This is a genomic window from Natrialba sp. INN-245, from assembly GCF_009807105.1.
Lineage (GTDB): Archaea > Halobacteriota > Halobacteria > Halobacteriales > Natrialbaceae > Natrarchaeobius > Natrarchaeobius swarupiae.
In genome coordinates this window covers 185,085-203,322 of sequence record NZ_WUBV01000063.1, presented here as the reverse complement: position 1 = coordinate 203,322, position 18,238 = coordinate 185,085, and the positions used below count along the sequence as shown (strand labels likewise).

The window sequence follows — 18,238 nt, the reverse complement described above, 5'->3', positions numbered from 1 at the left end:
TGTTTAGTCGTCTGCCGGCGTCGATCGTTCGATTCCCTCGATACCCGGAATGCCCTGTACCCCCATCGAGGCGAGTTCGCGTTTCAGCGCCTGCTCGTCCTCGACGTTCTGGGAGAGTTCCATCGCCTGTGCGAAGTTCTTTACCAACCCACAGTTCGGCCCCTCGGGTGTCTCCGAGGGACAGATGCGTCCCCACTGGGTCGCGTGGAGGTCCCGTGCCTCGAAGTGTGGCTGTGAGCGCGAAAGCGGCGAGCGCAGTCGGCGCAGGTGTGAAAGCACACCCATGAAGTCGGTCCGGTCGACCAGTTGGCTCACGCCGGAACGACCCCCGACCCAGTTACCCGTCGCGATCGGATGCTCTAAGCGTTCCGTGAGCACGTCCGACCGAACCACGGTCGAAACGGAGAGGTTCCGATTTCGCATGTTCGCACGCTCGAGCTGGTATTTGACGTCCCGGGCCAGCTTGTTCAGCGCCGTCCGGAAGAGGTCTTTCATCAGATCCCCGGAGACCTTCAGACGCTTGTTTGCGTAGTGGTCTTTGTCGTCGGATTCGCGGCGTCCGAGTGCGAGTTCGAAACAGGCCTCTGCCATCCGACAGAGATAGTGTGCCTTGTTGATCCGGACGTCTTCCTCGTCGACGCCGTCCTCGTGAAGGTGTGGCAGGAGGTAGCGGTCGATGACGTAGTTCGCTCGTTTGAGCTGGTAGTTCTTTCCCTGCCCGGAGGCGACGCGCTTCCCGAGCGTCTCGATGGCCTCCTCTTCGGTCTGGACGTCCGCTTCCTCTAAGTTCTCGAGCATGTACTTGACGACCTCGGGGTCGTTCGAGACCTTGTGGACGATCTCTTCGTCCGATTCGAGGCCAAGCGCACGCACGAGCGTGACGAAGTTGATGCTGCCGGAGACGGAGGGGAACGAGACCTCGAGTAAGCCGTCGCGGGTGCGCTCACAGAGCACGAGCGCCCGGTAGCCACGACGCTGGGAGAAGGTCTTGGCGACCTGGATCTCGTCGCCGTACTTGGTGTCGTACTCCGCGAGGATCTTGTTCGGTGCCAAGTCCTCGCTGGTCATCAGGACTCGCTCGGAGCCGTTGACGATGAAGTAGCCACCGGGGTCGGCGGGGTCTTCGCCGATCTCGATGAGTTCCTCGTCGGAGAAACCGGCGATGTTACACTTCTCGGAGCCGACCATGATCGGCATCCGGCCGATCTTCGTCTCCGTCGAGTCGACGACCCGTTCGTCGCCCTCCTCGCCTTTGACGATGGACATCTCCATGAAGACGGGCGCGGAGTAGGTGATGTTTCGGAGTCGTGCCTCCTGTGGATACAGCAGTTCCTCCGAGCCGTCAGCCTCGCGAACGCGTGGCGTGACGACACGGACGTCGCCGAGTTCGACGTGAACCGGCTCCTCGCCTTCCTTATCACCGATGTCGGTGTCGATCGTCTCCTTCTCGTCGACGACCTGCTGCATGCCCCGATTCAGGAAGGCGTTAAAGGACCGATAGTGGTGTTCTGCGAGCCGTTCCTTCGAGAAATATTCGCGTGAAATGTCCCGTCGTTTGTCGCGGTCGAGTTCCATTGCCATTTATTCCACCACAAGTCGATATACGACTGCCTGGTCGGTCGTCCGTGAGTTGCGAACGATCTTGATGACGTCGCCGGTCTCCGCGTCGTCCGGAATCGCGGGATCGGTCCGTTTGATTTTGGGAAGGTCTGTGCGATCGATGTCGTACTCCGTGAGCACCTCCTCGAGGACCTCCTCCTCGAGGATCGTATGCTCCGGAACGAGTTCGTGTTGGCTTACGTCTACCATGTGTCGGTGTGAGTGTCGATGTGCCTGCGGGCTATTGGGAGAGAAGTGGCTGTCACGAGATACTACAGGGTCTTAACGGCGGCACGCATTTAACGGTTACTAACTCGAGCCAGAAGCGGGGCTAACCGACCGGGCGTCCCTGACCGGGAGTGCCGATCACACCTAGCAGTTCCCGATTCTCGGTTAAATTCCTTGTGGGTCGTGTGAAGAAGTGGCACGATCATGGGGGGTGAATCGCCGGCTGCCGTGGCCCGATTCACCGTACCACACGGGCTCCGATTGGAAAGCCTTAATACTTCGACCGGGCAACCTTGAGTCGTAAGCCCGGATGGTGTAGTGGCCTATCATACAACCCTGTCACGGTTGTGACGCGGGTTCAAATCCCGCTCCGGGCGTTTTTCGGGGACTACGACGACGAGCGAAGCGAGTCGCTTGTCTGTAAAAAACCTCAACAGGGATTCGAACTACGGAGCGAGCGAACGTAGTGAGCGAAGTTCAGGTGGTTCAAATCCCGCTCCGGGCGCTTCTCGGAATTCGTTCTCAGAACGACCAGCAAACTGGCCGTGACTGTTCCGTGTGTCACAGTTCGCCCGAGGAATTATCATCGACTCGTGAGCGGGTGGGGTCGTCGGGATCGTGTGCTACCGTTGACAACCCTGGTCGACGGACCGTCTCGAACAGCGGAGGAAACCAGAGCAAAACCCTTAATACCCTCACCGGGAAAACCTGAGTCGTAAGCCCGGATGGTGTAGTGGCCCATCATACAACCCTGTCACGGTTGTGACGCGGGTTCAAATCCCGCTCCGGGCGTTTTCTCGATTCCAACACCGAGCGAGGAGCCCAAGCGACGAGCGAGGACGGAATCGAGAAACGCGAACAGGGATTTGAATCAGGGAGTGCAGCGAACGAGTTGAGCGGAACGACCGTGGTTCAAATCCCGCTCCGGGCGTTTTTCGGGGACTACGACGACGAGCGGAGCGAGTCGCTTGGCTGTAAAAACCTCAACAGGAATTTGAACTGGGGAGCAATGGAGAACAGAGCGACCGTGGTACAAATATTGCTCCGGCCTGCAGGTTAATAGCGCGAGAAACGAGTCTCGTCCTCGTCTTTTTCACTGAAAGTGAATCTACAATCCACATGGGTAACTCGAAGGATATCGGCGACAAAACCGAAGCGAGGGCGATCTCAGAACTCGTCTCGAGCGGACACAGCGTTTCGATTCCGTTCGGAGACAACGACAAGTACGATCTCGTGGTCGACGATGGGTTTCGACTGTATCGGATCCAGTGTAAGACCGCGTGGTCGAACAAGGAGCGAACGATCCGGTTCAATACTCATACCCAGACGACGAAAGACGGAGCATATCACGAGGAAACGTACAGCGGCGAGATAGACGCATTTTTCGTCTACTACCCGCCGACCGAGACCTGCTACTGGATCGATGCGAGCGACGCGAACGAGCAGAAAATGGAGTTGCGATTTGAGTCGGAGATCAACCACCCGTCGATAAACTGGGCGGACGCGTACGAGTTTACCGGCACCATTCCGAACTGAATAGAAGACGGTTTCGATAGCACTAATCATTTAGTATTCGATCGAGTATCGCTCCATCGAGAGCAGACCTCCCCCAGACTATGACGAATCCGATCACCGTCCTCGTCGTCGACAACGAACCCGGCTTCGCGGAGTTGGCCGGCGAAATGCTCGAGCGAGAACACGACTCGATCGTCTCGGTACCCGCGGCGAGTGCCGACGAGGCACTCGAGGTTTTCGACAATCGGGAGGTCGACTGCATCGTCAGTGACTACGAGATGCCCGAACGGAACGGGATCGAGCTGTTAGAGCGGGTTCGTTCGACCGATCCGGAGCTTCCGTTTATCCTCTTTACCGGACGAGGATCGGAGGACGTCGCGAGTGAGGCGATCGCTGCGGGCGTAACCCAGTATCTCCAGAAGGGAACTGGAAACGAACAGTACACGCTGCTGGCGAATCAGATCACGAACGCGGTCTCGCAGTATCGGACCGAGATCGAGCTTCGGGAGAACAAGCGACGGTACGAGCGGACGCTGGCGACACTCCACGAGACGACCCGGAATCTGATGCGTGCCGGAACGAAACGGGAGATCTATCAGGAGGCGGTCGAGACGGCGGCGAAGATTCTCAACGTCGCCGTGGCGGTAGCGTACGTGTTCGAGCCGGACGAGGGCGTTCTCGAGTACGTCTCGGCTGCAGGGACGGGACGGGAACTCGTCGATTCGACGTCGACGGTCGAACGCGGCGATGGGCACGTCTGGGATGCGTTCTCCGCGGGCGAAAGCGTCTACCACGGCGACCTACCGAGCGCGGACGGAATTACGATGAACTCGTACTGTCGAAGCGAACTGATCGAGCCGCTGGGATCACACGGCGTGTTGGTCGTCGGAACGGAAGACGGCGACGGCTTCGACGAGACGATGATCGAACTGGTACACATTCTGGGAGCCAACACCGAGACGGCACTCGACCGTGCGGAGCGCGAGGAGCTAGTTCGTGAACACGACCGAACGCTGGCACGACAGAACGAGGAGCTGACGCGGTTGAATCACATCAACGAAGTGATTCGCGAAATCAACCAGGGCGTGACGCGCGCCTCGACGCGGGCCGAGATCGAGCGAACGGTCTGTGAACGGCTCGCCGATACGGAGCGATACCGATTCGCCTGGATCGCCGACAGCGAGAGCGATCCACCGGTGCCGGCCGAGTGGGCAGGGATCGAAGCGGTGTACATCGATCGGATCCGCGCCGACGGTGAGCGAGCGCCGGAGACAGTTCTCGTCGACGAAACCCTCGAGCGCGAGGGGGTTCGAGTCGTCGAGAACGTTCTCGAGGCCGATGGCTGGGACCGCCGTCGAACGGACGCACTGACGTACGGCTATCAGACAGTGCTGGCGGTCCCGCTGGTCGACGACGAACGCCACTACGGCGTGTTGCTCGTCCACGTCAGCGGCGTCGATTCGATCGGCGATGGGGAGCGTGAAGTGTTCGCCGAACTCGGGGAGACGATCGGTCACGCGATTCGGATGGTCGAACGGACGCGCGCGATGCTCACCGACAGCCGCATCGAGATCGAACTCGAGTGTCACGATTCGCGACTCCTGTTCAACCGGCTCTCGTCGACCGTCGGCGAACGGATCACGCTCGAGGGGCTGATCGACAGAGGAGAGACCGTCGTCGCGATCGTCGGCACACCGTCGCCGGCGGAGCTGGCCGAATTCGAGGATCAGCGGGCGTCGATCGACACGGCGTCGGTCGTCTCCGAGGGCGAGAGTCGGAGTCTCCTCGAGGTGACGATCACGTCGTCGCCACTTCTGGACGTACTTCGGACGTACGACGTGCGATTGCGCGCCGCGACTGCCGACGGCGGAACGTCGACGCTCGTCCTCGAGCTCCCACAGAGCGTCGAAGCACGGTCAGTAATCGAAGCGATCGAGGAGGCACACCCCGAGACGGAACTAGTCGCCCGCCGCGAGACGACGAGCACGCAGTCGGTGGGTCGACTCGACACCCGACTCGAGGATCTGTTGACCGACAAGCAGTTCGAAGCGTTGCAAGCCGCACACTACAGCGGGTTCTTCGAGTGGCCCCGTGAGACCACGGGAGAGAACATCGCGGATGCACTCGAGATCTCCCCGCCCACGTACCACTATCACCTTCGGGCGGCGGAACGGACGCTCGTCTCGCTGGTGTTCGACGCCGATACTAAATAATTAGAGGAGTGATGCTGACGTTGCTAAACAAATAAAGAGTATGTTTAATCCCCGGCAGGCAGTACGAAGAAATGGCGATCAACGGTAGACTGTCGCCACCCCCAATCCCCCCACCCCCACTTTCCGAACGTTACCCCCCTAGAGACGACTCCCACTCGATCCACTCGAATTGCCATCCGCGTCGAGACTGGGCGTTTCGATTCGCGTGTTCCCGATCCTCACGAGCGGTGCGGTTTCGTTCGACGGCCCCGTGTTGTTCGCCGTCGATCAGTAGCGGGTCGAACGAGACCGCACCGAATCGGTTCCGGTCGCCGTCGCTCGAGACCGCCTCGAGTCGTTGTCGGTGGGTTCCACAGGGAAAGACCAGTCGACCGCCGTTGGTCAGTTGCTCCACCAGCCTGCGCGGGGGTCTGACTGCGGCGGCCTCGAGCAGGATACGATCGAACGGGGCGTACTCGGAGAGACCGTCGGCGCCGTCTCGCCAATCGACGAGGACGCCGTCGTAGCCGGCCTCGGCGAGGTTCGCCCGTGATTCGAACACCAGCGGGCGCGCGATGTCGACCGTGTGGACGTTCGTCTCGCCGACGAGTTCGGCTGCGACCGCGGCGGTGTAGCCGACGCCGGCACCGACGATCAGAACAGTATCGCCGTCCGTTGCTGAGAGAGCTTCGAACAGTCGGGCGACCGTACTCGGGGAGAGCACACGAGTTCCCAGGACATCGTGGTCGCGGTCCGCGTACGCGGTTCGCTCGTCGCCGACGAACTCGTGGCGGGGAACCGTACACATCGCAGTGGCGACGGCGTCGTCGGAGAGGACGTCTCTGGGCGGGGACTCGAGCCCGTCGACCATATCCGCCCGCAGTACCGCAGGGTCCATACCTGAGCTATCCCCTCCGTCGGTATCAATGGCGCGCTTGCTCGAACGTGGCTGACCGCGGTCCGATCCTGTCGTAGCTCGAACCGATCGAGGACGAGGTCGTCGTCGCTCGTAGCCGTCACCCGCGCACCTGGACGAACCGGACGCCGCCGTGTTCGCTGCGCTCTAGGTGCCGCCCTCGCGTTTCGTCGCGTGGACGATCGTCTGGCGTCTCCGCCCGATCGGCGCGAGCAACTCGCCGCCGACACGAACCTGGGAGACGACTCGGTCCGGGAACTCGGCCATCGCGCAGGTGGCGTACGCGGCGTCGTACGGCGCGTGCTCGTCCCAGCCACGACGGCCGTCGCCGACGCGGATCGAGACGTCTCCGTCGCCGGTGTCGGCGAGTGTCTCTCGGGCCCGCTGTGCGAGTTCCTCGCTGTACTCGACGCTGTAGACGTTCCCGAGGCCGACGATTTCGGCGGTCACGGCGGCGTGGTAGCCACAGCCGGTTCCGATCTCGAGGACCTCGTCGACGGATTCGACGCCGAGTGTGTCGGCCATGGTCGCGACCATCCGCTTCCGGGCAGCCCCGTAGTCATCGACGTCGTCGGAGCCGAACCGATCGAACATGCCAGTGGCTACTCCCTCGCCGGCAGAAGGCTGTGGGTCGCTCGTCGTCTTCGGAGTGTGTCGGGCGGTCGGCGGCAGCGACGGGGACGAGTCGTGGCTGTCAGAATCGTCACGAGGATGGAGACGGTGACAACTACCAGGCTGACCACGCGCTGCTCGTCTCGTCGTAGGCGTAGACGCGATTCGTGTCCTTCGCGAGGACCGTATCGCCCTCCATCTCGTAGCGGTCGCGGTGGTAGCCCGAGGCGTCGTCGCGGACGACGACGGCGTCGATCTCGAACTCGTCGTCGCCGAAGCTCTCGACCGCGCCGACTTCGAACTCGTAGTCGCCGGGAACGTGGACCGTAATCGAGCGACTGTCGTCTCTCGAGCCGTCCTGTGGGTGGACGGTGACGTTGACCGCGACGTTGTCGACCTCGCGGCTCCAGACCGTCTCGATCCGGTCGGCGTCGGCCTCCTCGGTGCGGCGCTGTCGGTCCAACTCGAGGCTGGTGACGCGGACGGTCGAGAGCACTTCGTCGGTCTCGAGGATGAACTCGTCGCCGACCTCGAGGGTTTCCTCTTCGGGAACAGTGACGTTCGCGGTGAACGACTCGCCCTCCTGGGAGACGACGACGTCGAGCGTGACCTCACGGGTCCGTTCGGGCTGGACCTTGTGAACGTGCCCGCACTCGCTACAGCGGACGGTGACAGTTCCGCCACCCTCGGTCGTGGTGAGCACCTCGTGGACCGTCTCGAGGTCCGGCGAACACGACGGACAGGGCGTCGGGACGCGGTCCGGAATATCAGTCATACCGCGTCGTAGACGCTACGTGCGTAAAAGACGATTGAACTGGGCGCCGGTGAGAATGGGCGCAATTCACCATCAACGAGACCTTTAGCCATACGGTTATTGTGTGCCAACACCCAACACGACTATGGACGGGACACACGACGACATCGAGTTCCTCGTCAGTTCGACCCATCGCGTCGAGGTGCTCTCTACACTGGCAGGGGGTTCGTGTGACCGGGATGACCTGCGCGTTGCAACTGGCGCGTCCTCCCCGACGATGGGACGAATCCTCTCCGATTTCCAGGATCGCCGGTGGATCGAACGAGATGGGCGGACGTATCAGCTCACCGAACTGGGAGAGTTCGTGGCCGCCCGGTTCGAGGAGTTCAGGGACGCAATGGCGTCCCAGCGGCGACTCCGGGAGGTCTGGCCGTGGCTGCCACGCGAGATCGACGGGTTCACCGTTGGCTCGGTCACCGACGTGGTGGTCTCCCAGCCAGGGCCCGGATATCCGTACGAGCCCGTCGACCGTCTCGCTGAACTGCTCGCAGAGTCGGAGACGATGTACGGGTTCGGCATGGCGCTGCTCAAATCGGGGAACCTGGAGCCGTTTTTCGATCACATCCAGGATGGTCTCGAGTGCGAGTACATCTACCCGCCTGCGGTTTTCGAGGAGCTCCTCTCGTGGGACGAAAGAACGGTCGCGGAGACGGCGACGCGTGCCAACTACACCGTCTTGGTACACGACGAGCTTCCGCTCGACGATCGGTGTGGCATCAGTCTGTTCGACGAGCGGGTCTGCATCTGCTGTTACGACCCGGAGACGGGAGCGTTGCGGTCACTGGTCGACACCGGAAGCGACGAGATGTGTACGTGGGCGAAGTCCCACTACGAGCAGTTCCGAGACAACGCCCGACCGCTCGAGGACGCAGACGACGTCCGCTCGCTCGAGTCATGCGGATTACTGTAACGATGTACTGGCGCAACCGCCGCCCGGGTCGCGGTTGCGCCGGAATGACGTACAGTAAACCGTATCAGTCCACTGATCAGCGGTCCAACGAAATCGGTCTCGAGGATCGGGCTTTCACGGCGTGAAATATTTCACTAGACATGTATACGTCTGGTCGCGGCGTACTCGATTTCGGGTGAACGCACGTGAGTAATCCCGCTCGTCAATCCGGCTGGCAGATCGAACAGAACGCGTCCGAAGCATACGAACGGTATCTGGTCCCGCCGATTTTCGCGCCCTGGGCGGATCGGCTCGTCGAGGTCAGTGACGTCCACGAGGGGGATCGAGTCCTGGACGTCGCTTGCGGGACCGGCATTGTGGCGCGTCGTGTGGCGCCGTCGGTCGGCGATAGTGGCTCCGTCGTGGGCCTCGACGTCAACGAGGGGATGCTCGCAGTGGCAGAAGAAACTGCCACAGACGTCCAGTCGTCGATCGAGTGGCGAACGGGAGACGCCACCGATCTGCCGTTCGACGATGGGACGTTCGACGTCGTCTGCTGTCAACAGGCCCTCCAGTTCTTCGACGATCCCGTCGCGGCACTCGAGGAGATGCGTCGGGTTCTCACATCGGACGGGTGTCTGGCGCTTTTCGTCTGGCGATCGCTCGAGTACCAGCCCGCGTACGTGGCGTTGGCCGACGCCCTCGAGCGACGTATCGGTGACGAGGCCGGGGCGGTGATGCGTTCTCCGTTCCCTACGTGGGACGGGGAGGATCTCCAAGCGCTGGTCCTGAACGCGGGGTTCGACGACGTGTCGGTCACCATCGAGATCGGGTCGGTCAGATACCCGTCGGTTGCGGAGTTCGTCCGCCGCGAGGCGGCGAGTTCACCGGTCGCCGACTCACTCGCAGCTACCGAGCGATCGGTGTGGGACGAACTGATCCAGACCCTCGAGGATGCGTTGGAGACGTATCGCGACGACGACGGAGTGGTCTCACCGATGGAATCGTACGTCGTCGTGGTCGATGGGGTACACTGACAGACCACCAGTAGCCCCAACCCCGACCTCGATACTGTACAGTCACGAGAATCAGCGAGAACAGAAATATCGCCTCGAGACCGGATCGGCGTTCGATCCTACGCTGACGGCAACGTGAGTTCCTCGCCGTCGACGAACACCGTCGGCTCGCGGATGATTCCGTCGAGATGGAGCGGCGCGTCGGTCTCGCCGCCGATGCCGGCGTTGTCGCCGATGGCGATGTGAACGGTACCTGCAGCCTTCTCGTCTAACAGGACGGAGCCGACGAGTTCGGTGACGCCGACGTTCGTCCCGATGCCGAGTTCGGCGAGATTGTACGCCACATCGCCGGCGTCTTCGGCAGCCTCCTCGACCTGCTGGCGGATCTCGTCGTCTGAAATCTCGGTGACGAAGCCGTCCTCGACGACAAACTCGAGTTCCTGGCCCGCCTCGAGCAGGCCGTGTGGGCGCATCGTGCCGTCGACGACGTAGGTGCCGTCGGCCGATTCGGGGCTGATGAACACCTCGCCGGCAGGGAGGTTCGAGAACGATCCCGGCTGGCTCACGTCGCCGGTGTCGTCGAACCACTCGCGGTCGCCCAGCTCGAACGTGATATCGGTGCCTCGATCGGTCGTCACGCGAATCTCGTCGGCCCCGGCCACCCGCTCGAGCGTCCGCTCGCACTCCTCGCTGATTCGGTCGTAGTCGGCGTCGAGACCGGCGACGAACACCTCCTCGGTAATTCCCGGGAGCGTCGCCCCGCGAGCCCCGTCGTCGGTCGCGTCGGAGCGTGCGCGGGTGTGACTCAAACTCTTGGTCGTCGGCGCGAGGAAGGCGTCGGCACCGCCGAGGGCGGCGGCTACGGGTGCGGGCGGTTCGGCACCGTGTTGCTCGCCCGGCGGATACCGGACGACGGTGGCGTCGTCGGTGATCTCGCGTGCGACCTCGTACAGTGCCTCGCCGATGGGCTCGCGCTCGTCGTCGGTCACGACGACGCAGGATTCCTCGGATGCGAGTTCGAGACACTCCTGGACGGCCGTTTCGGCGGCGGCTCGGAGTTCGGACATACGCGTGCATCCGGGAGGACGAACGAAAGGTCTTCCCTTCGACTCCGTACAGGGGGAGTGTTGTACCGGTGATAGGGGTTATCGTAGAAGTTCAGAGTTTCTCGCTGGAGAACCGAGAGACAGTGCCGAAGGTCCGGTTTCGAGACCCTCGGTAGGCTACGATAACCCCTATGAGATCACCGGAAGATCGGTCGCCGATAACAGCCCCGCTCAGTCGGCCTGCTCGAGGACGTCGACGCCGACCAACCCCTCACCGGTCAGTGCACGGACGTAGGCACCGCCGGCGACCGAGACGTGCGAGAAGTCGTCTTCATCGAGGTCGTACATCTCGATCGAGCGGGCCGTGTCGCCGCCGCCGACGACGGAGAAACAGTCCGTTTCGGCGATCGCCGAGAGGACGTCGACGGTGCCGTCGGCAAAGCGTTCGTCCTCGAAGACGCCGAGTGCGCCCTTGACGAAGACGGCCTCCGAGTCGCCGACGAGATCGACGTACTCGCCGGTGGTCTCACCTCCAACGTCGAGATAGGAGGTCGCCTTCTCGATCTCTTCGACAGTTTTCTCGGCGCGTTCGCCCTCGACGTCCTCGTAGGCGAGGTCGCTCGCGAGGTGGAGACGGTCGCCGTACTCGGAGAGAACGCGTTCGATCGTCTCCCGATGGTCGTCCCACTGGTGGTCGAAAAAGTCGGTGCCGTCGACGTCGTAGCCGACGTCGTGACCGTCGGCGCGCAAGAAGAGTTCGCCGACGATGCCGCCGAGACAGAACCGGTCGACGGTGTCGTCGACCTGCTCGATGACGGGGATAAGATCCTCGGCTTTCGTGCCGCCCAGCACCATGGTGACGGGGCCGTTGAACTCGCGCTCTTGGATCGCGGAGTTCGCGGTGTACTCGGCTTCCATCACACGGCCCGCGTAGGCGTCCATTACCTGTGGGAAGCCGACGAGCGAGGCGTGCGAGCGGTGGGCCGCCGAGTAAGCGTCGTTGACGTAGGCGTCGAACTCGGGTGCGAGCGTCCGGACGAACTCCGTCTCCGCCTTGACCTCCGGGTCTTCCTCGGGCAGTTCCTCGTCGCACATCCGGGCGTTCTCGAGGACGAGCACGTCGCCAGAGTCGAGGTCGTCGATCGCCTCGAGGGCCTCCTCACCGAAGGTGTCGGGGACGTACTCGACCTCGCGGCCGAGGTGGTCGGCGAGGATCTCGGCGTGTCCCTCGAGCGGAACGAACGTCTCTCGGCCGGGTCGTCCCTGGTGGGCGAGGATGGCAACGGCGTGGTCGTTTTCGAGTAGTTCGGCGATCGTCTCGGCGTGACGGGCGAACCGGCGGTTGTCCTGGACGACCCCGTCTTCGACGGGGGCGTTGATATCGATGCGAACGAGCAGTCGCTGGCCGCGCTCGAGGTCGTCTACGGTCTGGAACGTCGTCATTGTGAATAACTGGTGTATCGAATCGCTTAAACGTGAAAGAACGAGTTAGTGAGCGAGCGCTTCCTCGGGGCCGACGTCCTCGGATTCGGCGGCGATGTACGTCGCGAGGTCGAGCATCCGGTTCGAGAAGCCGAACTCGTTGTCGTACCAGGTGAGGATCTTCACGAGGCCACCGTCGAGGGACATCGTCGACTCGAGGTCGACGTAGGACGAAAACGGCAGGCCGACGATGTCACGGGAGACGATCTCGTCGTTGGTGTAGCCGAGGACGCCAGCGAGTTCGCCGTCTGCAGCCTCGCGGAACGCGTCGGCGAGTTCCTCCTCGGTGACGTCTTCGGCGAGGTCCACGGTGAGGTCGGTGATCGAGCCGTTGGGTACGGGGACGCGCATCGCCATCCCGTCGAGTTTCCCCTCGAGTTGTGGGAGCACTTCGGTGGTAGCGATGGCGGCGCCGGTCGACGTCGGGATGATGTTCTCGGCGGCGGTACGGCCGCGGCGGCGCTTGCCAAGCGGGCCGTCGATCAGGTTCTGCGTGCCGGTGTAGGCGTGGACGGTCGTCAGGAGGCCGGACTCGATGCCGAACTCCTCGTCTAAGATCTTAACGACCGGCGCGACGGAGTTCGTCGTACAGGAGGCGTTCGAGACGATATCTGCATCGTCGTACTCGTCGTGGTTGACGCCGTAGACGATCGTCTGGACCTCCTTCTCGCCTTTCGGCGGCGCGGAGATAATCACTTTCTCGGCACCGGCCTCGAGATGCTGGGCCGCGTCGTCGTGTGTGCGGAACAGGCCGGTCGCCTCGAACGCGACGTCGACCTCGAGGTCGTCCCACGGGAGATCGGTGGGATCGCGCTCGGAGAGCAGTTGAATCTCGTGGTCGTCGACCGAGAGCACGTCACCGTCGCGGGAAACGTCATCGAGTCGGCCGTGGACGGAATCGTACTGGGCGAGGTACTCCATGTCGTCGTCGGCCATCACGTCGTTGATCGCGACGATCTCGACGTTGTCGTACTCGAGTGAGGCTCGAAGTACGTTCCGTCCGATACGCCCGAATCCGTTGAGACCGATACGCAACGAGTTCTCCTTTCCGTTCTCTCCCTCGTAAGAATGTTCACTCATATACGAGTTCTATGCCCCCCGCCGTTAAATTTGTTGTCCAATCCAAAACGTTGATGAACGGTCCACACAGACGATTCGAAACCAGGTATTCGAAGCGGGAGTAACGAAAAAATAACATAATTCAAATACATATGCACACATACCATTTTCCATCTTTGCCGCCTTCTTCTGCCAGTTTTTCCCATGTTACTCGATTTCGAGTTAACATCTGTAAATTATTTGCGAAACGGTTATGGGCGTCGGCGGTGGAGAGTAACTCGTATGATACGGGTCGGAGTCAACGGATACGGAACCATCGGTAAACGCGTCGCCGATGCGGTCCGTGCACAACCCGATATGGAGGTCTGTGGCGTCGCGAAACGCAGTCCGAACTACGTCGCCGTCGGCGCAACTGAAGCGGGATATCCCGTCTACGCTGCCGACGACGACCGTGCTCACGAGTTCGCCGCCGCCGGCATCGACCTCGCTGGATCGGTCGACAAACTCGTCGCCGAAAGCGACGTCGTGGTCGACGCGACACCCTCCGGCGTCGGTGCTGAGAACCGTCCGCTCTACGAACACCACGACACCCCCGCACTCTTCCAGGGTGGCGAGGATGCCACCGTCGCCGAAGTCAGTTTCAACGCCCGCGTCAACTACGACGAGGCCGAGGACGCCGACTACGTGCGTGTCGTCTCCTGTAACACGACCGGGCTCTCCCGGTTTCTCGCACCACTCTACGAGAACTACGGTATCGAGAAGGCCCGCGTCACGCTGGTTCGCCGCGGCGGCGATCCGGACCAGACCGGACGAGGGCCGATCAACGACGCGGTTCCGGATCCGATTTCGATTCCCTCACACCACGGCCCTGACGTCCAGACCATCTTCCCGAAACTGGACATCGACACCATCGGGCTGAAGGTACCGACGACGATGATGCACGTCCACACCGTCAACGTCACCCTCGAGAACGAACCCGACGACGTCACCGAGATTCGCGACCGACTCCGATCCGAAGATCGCATTCTCACGATCCCCGAGTACGCCGGCATCGACGGCGCGGGGACCCTGAAGGACTTCGCACTCGACGCCGGTCGCCCCCGCGGCGACATCTGGGAGAACTGCGTCTGGGAGGAGTCGATCACCCTTCGCGGCAGGGATCTCTACTGTATGCAGGCGATCCACCAGGAGTCCGACGTCGTTCCCGAGAACGTCGACGCGATCCGCGCCCTCTCGGGACATCTCACCGGCCCCGAAAGCCGCTCGCTCACGAACGAGACTCTCGGCATCGGCTTCAGCCGACTCGACGGCCGCGAGAGTCGAACGCTCGATCGACAGACGGCGGACTAATCGTTTTCGCGCGCGGAAAGTTTTTGCACCTCCCCTCCTTACCTACACCCATGCGACGAGACGACCGCGACGAACCGTTCGACGACCTCTTCCGTGAGATCGAACGGATGATGAACGAGATGATGAACGGAGCGGACGCGAACGTCAACTTCGACTCCGCGAACACCGCCGAGAACGGCTTCGGAATGGACACCCACGTCGATATCCACGAAACCGACAGCGAGATCCGCGTCGTCGCCGACCTTCCCGGCGTCGAGAAAGACCACATCGACCTCGAGTGTGACGGCAAAACGCTGACGATCTCTGCAGGTAGCGACCACCACCAGTACGACGAGCGCATCTCCCTGCCCCAGCGGGTCAACGAACACACGGCCTCGGCGACGTACAACAACGGCGTCCTCGAGGTCGTCTTCGAACCCGCCAAAGAATCGTCCGATATCAGCCTCGAATAACTCGACCGTCGCGGTCATATCCGTTTTTGTCATCTAACCGTGACAAGCCTGGCCGCCGATCCGGGAGTGCCGTCTACCGAACGCCGCGAGATAGTCGTGTGGCGTATCGAACGGACGAGCTATCGGGGTGATCGGTCCGCCGTCGATCGGATCGCCTCTACGAGCCGATCGTAAAACCCGGGCTCGTACTTCGTCTCCTCGTCGATCGTCGGCCGTGCGTTCGTCTCGTTGACGACGAGTCGATCTCCGGTCTCGAGTAAATCGACGCCCAGAAACGGAATCTCGAGTTCGGCCGCGACCGCCTCGGCCAGCTCGCGGTGATCGTCGGGGAGGTCGACCCCTCTCGCCTCGGCCCCGCGGTGGACGTTGTGTTTCCACTGGCCCTCCGCGACGGCGTCGTCGGGCAGCCGGCGCTCGACCGCGCCGACGTACTCTCCCTCGAGGACCATCACCCGGTAATCGATTGCGTCGGGGAGGTACTCCTGAACCAGAAACGAGCGGTCGCCCGTCGCCCGGTAGTCGTGGACGAGCGAGAGGTAATCACAGATTCCGAGAAACGAGTCCAGATCGTGGGCTTTCGCGACGCCGACGCCCCGCGTCGTCGAGTTGGGCTTGATCACGACTGGCGGCTCGAACCGCTCGAAGACGTCCGCCAAGGTAGCTTCGCTCACGTCGTTCGAGACGTACACCGATCGCGCAACCGGCAGGTCGGCTCGCCCGAGTCGCGCCACCACTTCCGCTTTGTTCCGCGAGGTGAGCACCGCTTCGTGGTCGTTGAGCCACGGAATCTCGAGCATCGCGTCGGCGACTCCACCCTCCATGAGTCGGCCCGGATAGACGAAGCCGGCGTCGTACTCGTCCGGCTCCCACGGCGGCGTCGCGAGGTCCACCACGCGCTCGCTCGCGGGCACGTGATGTACCTGTATATCGCGCTCCTCGAGCGGTTTCGACATCCGCTGGAACGTCTCCTGGGCGTTGGCGACCGCCAGATCGATCATACTCGAGTGTTGCAGCGAGGGTAAAATACAGTGTCGGAGAAGGTACCTCCACGTAACCGTCGACGTTACCACGAGGTAAGATGAAACTTAGGTCGGTTGGCTCGGAGGAGTTTCTCATGGAAGGGAATGTTACGAGACGACGGTGGATGCAGCTCTCTGTCGGCGTCTCCCTCGGTGTGGTGGCGGGCTGTCTGGACGACGACTCAGCTGCAGACGGTGGAAACGGCAGTAGCGACGACGGAGCCGGGGCCGAAAGCGCCGACGACTCCGCGGGTGGGGCCAACGGCGCAGCTAGTGTCGGTGAGACGACATTCGGCGACATCGAGTTCGCGAACTCGTATGCGATAACGATGCGTTTCAGTGAACTCGACGGCACCGAGGGGGAGGTCGAAATGAACGGCCGCTTTTACCAGGGGGATTACTATCAGGAGATGACGGTGGACGGCCAGGTGATGGAGACGTACCTCGTCGACGGCGACGACTACGTCGTCACCGATGAGATGTGTATGAAAAACCCTGCACCGGAGGCAGACCCCGCGGAAGACGCAGGTCCGAGTGAAAACGCTTACGTCGAGAACCACGAGGATCGCGTCGGGGCACACGCCAACGTCGAGGCTGTCGGCACTGACACGATCGACGGCGAGGAGATGTACGTTTTCGAAATCGACGAGAGTGAAACGATCACCTACTACGTGAGCACCGAAACGGGCTATCTCCGTCGCGTCGAGATCGAGGCCGGCACCATCGACTACCACTCCTGGGGAGAGATCGACCCGATCGACCCTCCGGAGATGGAATGTCAATCGTTCTGAGCGGTCCTCGCGACCAACTGGAATCTGTTTTGAGAGGAGAGCCCCACGACGGTAGAGCGGGGAGCCTGACAGTCCGTTCGCTCGAGACGGCTCTCGGCGTCTGTGACGACAGAAACGTGTCCGTTCGATCGAGACGGCTCTCGGCTCAGGCGATGAGTTGCTCTTCGCCTTTCTCGACGACGATCCGACACGGCGGCGTGATCTTGTTGTACGCGCGGCGGAACGCCTCCTTCGCGAAGTCGGCGTCGTCGACGTCACACCAGATCGTAAAGATTCGGTCGCCCTTGTCGATCCGTGCGGCCGTGCCGACGATCTTGCCGAACGACTGGCGCATCCCGTCGGAGACACGGTCTGCACCCGCGCCGGTCGCCTGCTTGTTCTCCCGGATGACGTGGTGGGGGAACTTGCGCAGGATCATCTTGTAATTGCCCTCGCCGGCGTTTTTGAGCATGTGGCGGTTCGCCGAGAGCCGGGAGGCCTCGAGCGATCCGTGGCGGATCTGGACCTCCTCTTCGGTGACGAGGCTGATCTGAACCGGATAGTCGTCGGGCTCGGCACGGATGTCGCCCATCTTGTGCTGTGCGATCTTCGATCCGGGAATGCCAGTAATGTACTCGCGGCGCGTGTAGGCCGGCTTACTGATGTCCCGGTACATTGAGGCGGGTTTATCGGACATGGTTGTGATTACTTACGAAAACGGAGGCCTACCGAGCGGATAAAGGCTTCGAACCACGGATTCGGATCGAAGACCGCGAGACGGGGCGGATGGCACTGCTCGAGAGGACGGCCGGTGACCGCGTCTGGAATCGTGTTCGAGAACAAAAGCGTGTGGTCGCCTTCACCGGCTGACGCCGACCGTGTACTCGCCGCCGGTTTTCCGAACGAGTCCTTGACTCGAGAGGGTTTCGAGGACGCTCAGCACCGACATCTTGTTCATCGCCAGCGTGCGGTTGAGGTCGTCGACCGTCGCGTTGCCCGCCGCCTCGAGATAGAGGTAGACGAGCTTTCCCTGCGGTGACTCGATGTTAGTTGGGAGGTCGTCGATCCGTTCGGTCGCGGGTTGCTGTTCCATCATAGTACCGACGACGCCGAATACCTGTATAAATCTATGGTGCAGCAACTTGATACTATCTAATTGATAATATTGGCATTATATGTGTTGGTATTCGATCCCACGAGCCTGGTGTCGAGCGTGGGCTCCAGTAAGGTGGTTTTCGACGCCTGTACGCGAATGTCGGCTCGTTGCTTTACACGATTG

Annotated in this window: 18 protein-coding genes, 2 tRNA genes and 1 pseudogene; 10 read left to right on the top strand and 11 right to left on the bottom strand. The window is 61.9% G+C overall.

All coding sequences use genetic code 11. From position 1 onward, the window contains the following. Window positions 1-3 precede the first annotated feature (3 nt). The gene (locus tag GRS80_RS17565) at window positions 4-1,581 is read right to left on the bottom strand and encodes a DNA-directed RNA polymerase subunit B'' (RefSeq protein ID WP_149080128.1); all 1,578 of its coding nucleotides are present in this window, start codon (window positions 1,579-1,581) and stop codon (window positions 4-6) included. Next, window positions 1,582-1,809 (bottom strand): DNA-directed RNA polymerase subunit H, encoded by a 228-nt coding sequence (locus GRS80_RS17560; RefSeq protein WP_149080129.1) that lies wholly within the window; start codon window positions 1,807-1,809, stop codon window positions 1,582-1,584. 322 nt (window positions 1,810-2,131) lie between these two features. Between GRS80_RS17560 and GRS80_RS17555 the strand changes: the two genes are divergently transcribed. From GRS80_RS17555 to GRS80_RS17535, 5 genes are all read left to right on the top strand, one after another. After that, window positions 2,132-2,204: transfer RNA gene (locus tag GRS80_RS17555), tRNA-Asp, on the top strand. A 342-nt stretch (window positions 2,205-2,546) separates the two neighbouring features. Next, a tRNA-Asp gene (locus GRS80_RS17550) sits at window positions 2,547-2,619 on the top strand. A gap of 100 nt (window positions 2,620-2,719) precedes the next feature. Further along, the gene (locus GRS80_RS17545; RefSeq protein WP_160048686.1) at window positions 2,720-2,887 is read left to right on the top strand and encodes a hypothetical protein; all 168 of its coding nucleotides are present in this window, start codon (window positions 2,720-2,722) and stop codon (window positions 2,885-2,887) included. Window positions 2,888-2,946: 59 nt separating this feature from the next. Next, window positions 2,947-3,363 carry a group I intron-associated PD-(D/E)XK endonuclease gene (locus GRS80_RS17540; RefSeq protein WP_160048685.1) on the top strand — a complete coding sequence of 139 codons (417 nt, stop codon included), beginning with the start codon at window positions 2,947-2,949 and terminating at the stop codon, window positions 3,361-3,363. An 80-nt stretch (window positions 3,364-3,443) separates the two neighbouring features. Beyond that, entirely contained in the window at window positions 3,444-5,555 is a 2,112-nt protein-coding gene (locus GRS80_RS17535) for a bacterio-opsin activator domain-containing protein (protein ID WP_160048684.1), read from the top strand. A gap of 130 nt (window positions 5,556-5,685) precedes the next feature. Here the strand turns inward: GRS80_RS17535 and GRS80_RS17530 are convergent, their stop codons facing one another. The 3 genes and pseudogenes from GRS80_RS17530 to GRS80_RS17520 form a co-directional block, all read right to left on the bottom strand. Beyond that, window positions 5,686-6,432 (bottom strand): protein-L-isoaspartate O-methyltransferase, encoded by a 747-nt coding sequence (locus tag GRS80_RS17530; RefSeq protein WP_160048683.1) that lies wholly within the window; start codon window positions 6,430-6,432, stop codon window positions 5,686-5,688. Between the two features lie 118 nt (window positions 6,433-6,550). Continuing rightward, window positions 6,551-7,044 (bottom strand): annotated as a pseudogene (locus GRS80_RS17525) (methyltransferase domain-containing protein). Between the two features lie 133 nt (window positions 7,045-7,177). Then, entirely contained in the window at window positions 7,178-7,837 is a 660-nt protein-coding gene (locus GRS80_RS17520; RefSeq protein ID WP_149080133.1) for an HVO_0476 family zinc finger protein, read from the bottom strand. Between the two features lie 124 nt (window positions 7,838-7,961). Between GRS80_RS17520 and GRS80_RS17515 the strand changes: the two genes are divergently transcribed. Beyond that, on the top strand, window positions 7,962-8,786 hold the full coding sequence (locus GRS80_RS17515) for a transcriptional regulator (protein WP_160048682.1): 825 nt from the start codon (window positions 7,962-7,964) through the stop codon (window positions 8,784-8,786). 185 nt (window positions 8,787-8,971) lie between these two features. Next, entirely contained in the window at window positions 8,972-9,802 is an 831-nt protein-coding gene (locus tag GRS80_RS17510; RefSeq protein ID WP_343161633.1) for a methyltransferase domain-containing protein, read from the top strand. Window positions 9,803-9,900: 98 nt separating this feature from the next. On the opposite strand, the gene GRS80_RS17505 is transcribed toward GRS80_RS17510, so the two are convergent. The 3 genes from GRS80_RS17505 to gap form a co-directional block, all read right to left on the bottom strand. Next, entirely contained in the window at window positions 9,901-10,848 is a 948-nt protein-coding gene (locus tag GRS80_RS17505; RefSeq protein ID WP_160048681.1) for an aminopeptidase, read from the bottom strand. Window positions 10,849-11,058: 210 nt separating this feature from the next. After that, on the bottom strand, window positions 11,059-12,270 hold the full coding sequence (locus GRS80_RS17500; protein WP_160048680.1) for a phosphoglycerate kinase: 1,212 nt from the start codon (window positions 12,268-12,270) through the stop codon (window positions 11,059-11,061). Window positions 12,271-12,315: 45 nt separating this feature from the next. Continuing rightward, a complete protein-coding gene (gene gap, locus GRS80_RS17495) occupies window positions 12,316-13,389 on the bottom strand; it encodes a type I glyceraldehyde-3-phosphate dehydrogenase (RefSeq protein WP_160048679.1) in 1,074 nt (357 codons plus the stop codon). A gap of 261 nt (window positions 13,390-13,650) precedes the next feature. Here gap and GRS80_RS17490 point away from each other — a divergent pair, with 261 nt between their 5' ends. After that, entirely contained in the window at window positions 13,651-14,718 is a 1,068-nt protein-coding gene (locus GRS80_RS17490) for a type II glyceraldehyde-3-phosphate dehydrogenase (protein WP_160048678.1), read from the top strand. 50 nt (window positions 14,719-14,768) lie between these two features. Further along, a complete protein-coding gene (locus GRS80_RS17485) occupies window positions 14,769-15,170 on the top strand; it encodes an Hsp20/alpha crystallin family protein (protein ID WP_160048677.1) in 402 nt (133 codons plus the stop codon). A 119-nt stretch (window positions 15,171-15,289) separates the two neighbouring features. Here GRS80_RS17485 and GRS80_RS17480 read toward each other — a convergent pair whose 3' ends face one another. Further along, window positions 15,290-16,168, bottom strand: coding sequence for a RimK family alpha-L-glutamate ligase (locus tag GRS80_RS17480; RefSeq protein WP_160048676.1), 879 nt, complete (start codon window positions 16,166-16,168; stop codon window positions 15,290-15,292). 80 nt (window positions 16,169-16,248) lie between these two features. On the opposite strand from GRS80_RS17480, the gene GRS80_RS17475 reads away from it, so the two are divergent. Beyond that, the gene (locus tag GRS80_RS17475; protein WP_160048675.1) at window positions 16,249-16,980 is read left to right on the top strand and encodes a hypothetical protein; all 732 of its coding nucleotides are present in this window, start codon (window positions 16,249-16,251) and stop codon (window positions 16,978-16,980) included. 145 nt (window positions 16,981-17,125) lie between these two features. Here the strand turns inward: GRS80_RS17475 and GRS80_RS17470 are convergent, their stop codons facing one another. Continuing rightward, entirely contained in the window at window positions 17,126-17,656 is a 531-nt protein-coding gene (locus GRS80_RS17470; protein WP_160048674.1) for a 50S ribosomal protein L16, read from the bottom strand. A 162-nt stretch (window positions 17,657-17,818) separates the two neighbouring features. Beyond that, on the bottom strand, window positions 17,819-18,055 hold the full coding sequence (locus GRS80_RS17465) for a MarR family transcriptional regulator (protein ID WP_160048673.1): 237 nt from the start codon (window positions 18,053-18,055) through the stop codon (window positions 17,819-17,821). Window positions 18,056-18,238 lie beyond the last annotated feature (183 nt).